We start from the raw sequence: 3,178 nt of genomic DNA on the forward strand, positions 1-3,178 counted from the left end.
AGTTTTATAAAATTTTTTCCCTTTTAATTCAAAATTCAACATTCAAAATTCATAATTTTATAAAGTTTTCCTTAAGATTATCTAAACACATACATTTTGTAAAGCGTTATGGAATTAACTATAGTTTGGGATGGTAATTCGTGCTGGTGCTCCAGGTTCCTCTCCATTGGTCAATTTCATCACAATGCTCTTCTTCTTTTACATATAAAAGCGCATCCTCTGAGTTTAGCGTGTTTATATATGCATTTATGTTTGGATAATTTAATTCTATTGGCTTGACAAGGATTTTATTATCACTGCTTATCTTTGTGGCAAGGTTAATCATGCCAATGCTATTGGATTGAGCATAAGCAGAGCCATCAAAAATTTTTATCCTTGTCTCAAACAATGGGCCAGGGATATTGGGAATATCAGGCAAAGGCTTTTCGGTTTCATCTTCATACCTTGATTTGGCTTTCCTTGCCATAAGGGCAATCCTTTTCCCTCCTTTCTTTTTTGCCTTTTCCAAATAGCCATCTATTTTTTTATATGCCTTTATCCGATTTAGGGGAGAGATATGGGTAAATAGCTCCTTTAAAGCCTCGCTTTGCTCAAGATTTTTCTCTAAGATGTCTAATATATTCCTTTTGTAAAGATTATCAAGCTCCTTATCAAATGTAGCAAGACTTAAGATAAGGGTATTTACATTTGTATAATTAAGGTCAAAGACATCAGAGGTTATCTTATTTCCTGGCCCATTGCTTAGACGATAGACAAGGCCAGGGCCAATACTGCTTGTAACTATGGTATAATTTCCGTTATAATATTCTAATCTAACAATGCTTGCCTCAAAAAGGGGGCCTACAATATTTCCCCATTTATCTTCCCCTGGGTCAAAGTTTTTCTCGGTTTGCTCCATATTCCCTTGATTTGGCTTGGTCATTCCAATTGCAATCTCTTTATTGCCATTATTATTAACATCAGAGAGGCAAAGACCAAGCAGGATGCCATGAGGATATTTTTCATTGCTAAAGCCAAAGAGGTCATCGCTCTTATATTCTTGTGCTATTTTATAACCATCCCATCCCCAAACCTCAATCCAGCCAATCCCTTTTTTTCCATTAACCTTAATCTCTTTGCAAAATGAGATAATAATCTCAGCTTTATCATCCTTATCTACATCGCCGACAGTAAAGCCGGTAAGGTCTCTTGGCTCTATTTTCCCAAGCACAATAGGGGTATTCCCTTGCCAATTTAAGACCCGGATTACAGGCTTGTCATCCTCAATGCTTAAAGCAATGGTTTCTTCCTTGTAATCCCCATCAATATCCCCCTTTTCTATCCAAAGGCAGGGCTCCTTTTTTGGCAGGTCATACCGGTTAGTGAGCCACCAGGCTCCATAAACTCCGCTCCCCATTAGTCCCAAAATCCCAATTCCTAAAAGAATCTTCTTCATTTTTTCCTCCTCAATTTAATTTTTTAAAATTTTATTTTTTTCTTCTATCTTTTGTCAAAAAAATTTTTAGCTATAGAAAACATAGAATAAGAATGCCAAGTAGCCAACAATAATAGGCAAAATAATGTATCCTTCCTTTTCGGACAATTTTAGAGAGGAAAAATAGAGAGATAAACCCAATTATAAAGGCGATGATTGTTCCCGAAAGATAGGGAAGGACAAAGATTGCCTCTTTTTTTTCTAATGAATCCTTAAGCTTTAGAATAAATGCGGCTAAAATGGCAGGTATAGATAGAAGAAAGGCAAAATCAAAGGCAAGTTCCCTTTTGAGGCCAAGAAATAGCCCTGATGATATGCAAGAGCCTGAACGGGAAATCCCTGGTGCTATGGCAAGACCCTGGAATAACCCAATAATTAAGGCATCAAAAAGATTTATCTTTTCTTTCTTCTCTTTAAAAAACCTGGTAAGAAACAATAAAAGCCCTGTGACAAGAAGGAGAAAGGCAACCCTAATCGGGCTTTCAAACAATTTCTCTAGTGTATCTTTAAATAAAGCTCCAATGACGCCGCTGGGAATCATTGCTACAATAATAAGAAGTCCTAACCTTGCCTCATCATCCCTTTTAAGTTTAAAGAGGGATATGGTGATATTTTTAATTTTTGAAAACCAAAAGATAATTACGGCAAACAGGGTTCCCAAATGAAGGCAAACATCAAAAAAAATAGGGGGAAAAGGAATTTTTAAAAGAGAAGGAATAATAACAAGATGGGCGCTGGAGCTAATGGGAAAAAACTCAGTAAGCCCCTGAACAATTCCTAATATTATGCTCTCAAAAAGAGACATTATTCAGATAAAATTTTGTTCCTTACTTCACTTGAGGGAGAAGCAACAATAACAATATCAACCCTTCGGTTGAAGGGAGAATAGATGTCCTTAACACATGGTTTAGAATCCCCATAACCAACAATGGAAAACCTCTTTTTATATATTTCAAAGGAAGAAGGGGAAAGGTCTTTTTCTGCTTTTTTAAAGAAATATTCCCGAACCGCATTTGCCCTTTTTATGGAAAGCTCCCAATTTGAGGAAAATTCCTCTGTTTTAATAGGGTTTGCATCTGTGTGCCCTTCAATCCTTATCTCATTAGGTATCTTTTCTATAAATTTCCCAATTCTATTAAGCTCAAAGCTAAATTTTTCCGAAAGCCTTGCAGAGCCTTGCTCAAACATAATATCAGAAAGCCTAAAGAGCATTCCCTTTCTTGTCTGGATTGTCTTTACCCTCTCTTTGGTTACCTCATCCTTATATCCCCTTGCCACAGGAACCTTATATCCTTCCTCAGGAAACTCAACCTGGGCACCACTTTTTTCTGGAAAAACGCTTCCTAAGGGGCCAGGCATTATTGACTCCTCCCTGGTTCCGGTAAATAAAGAAAATATCCTTGAGAAGGCAACCCTCACTGCATTGTATCTTGATTCACCAATCGCAGAATTAGAGACAAGGATAATGAATACACCGAGGAGGAGGGTAATCATATCGGCATAGGTGATTAGCCACCTTAAGCCTCCTGCTGTTTCACATTTTGCCTCTTCCTTTTTCTTCTTTCTTGCCATTTTATTCCAAAATCACAATGTCTATCCGATTATTTTTAGGGTTTGCTGGGTTTGATAAAATAGCGGGTTTTGTATCAGCAAAGGAAGAAATCCTAAACCTTTTTTTATCCAATCCCCTTTCTGTAAGATACT

3 protein-coding genes are annotated in these 3,178 nt (G+C 37.0%); all 3 read right to left on the reverse strand.

The genetic code is table 11. From position 1 onward, the window contains the following. Nucleotides 1-118: 118 nt before the first annotated feature. The gene (locus AB1397_06125) at nt 119-1,435 is read right to left on the reverse strand and encodes a hypothetical protein (GenBank protein MEW6482559.1); all 1,317 of its coding nucleotides are present in this window, start codon (nt 1,433-1,435) and stop codon (nt 119-121) included. A gap of 70 nt (nt 1,436-1,505) precedes the next feature. Further along, on the reverse strand, nt 1,506-2,279 hold the full coding sequence (locus tag AB1397_06130; protein ID MEW6482560.1) for an undecaprenyl-diphosphate phosphatase: 774 nt from the start codon (nt 2,277-2,279) through the stop codon (nt 1,506-1,508). Then, nucleotides 2,279-3,046 (reverse strand): flagellar motor protein MotB, encoded by a 768-nt coding sequence (locus AB1397_06135; protein MEW6482561.1) that lies wholly within the window; start codon nt 3,044-3,046, stop codon nt 2,279-2,281. The genes AB1397_06130 and AB1397_06135 overlap by 1 nt, the downstream gene beginning before the upstream one ends. Between the last annotated feature and the right edge of the window lie 132 nt (nt 3,047-3,178).

This window comes from bacterium (assembly GCA_040756715.1).
GTDB lineage: Bacteria > UBA9089 > UBA9088 > UBA9088 > UBA9088 > JBFLYE01.

Coding starts and splice junctions, on each gene's coding strand:
- AB1397_06125 (MEW6482559.1), bottom strand. CDS start 1,435: ATGAAGAAGATTCTTTTAGGAATTGGGATTTTGGGACTAATGGGGAGC.
- AB1397_06135 (MEW6482561.1), bottom strand. CDS start 3,046: ATGGCAAGAAAGAAGAAAAAGGAAGAGGCAAAATGTGAAACAGCAGGA.
- AB1397_06130 (MEW6482560.1), bottom strand. CDS start 2,279: ATGTCTCTTTTTGAGAGCATAATATTAGGAATTGTTCAGGGGCTTACT.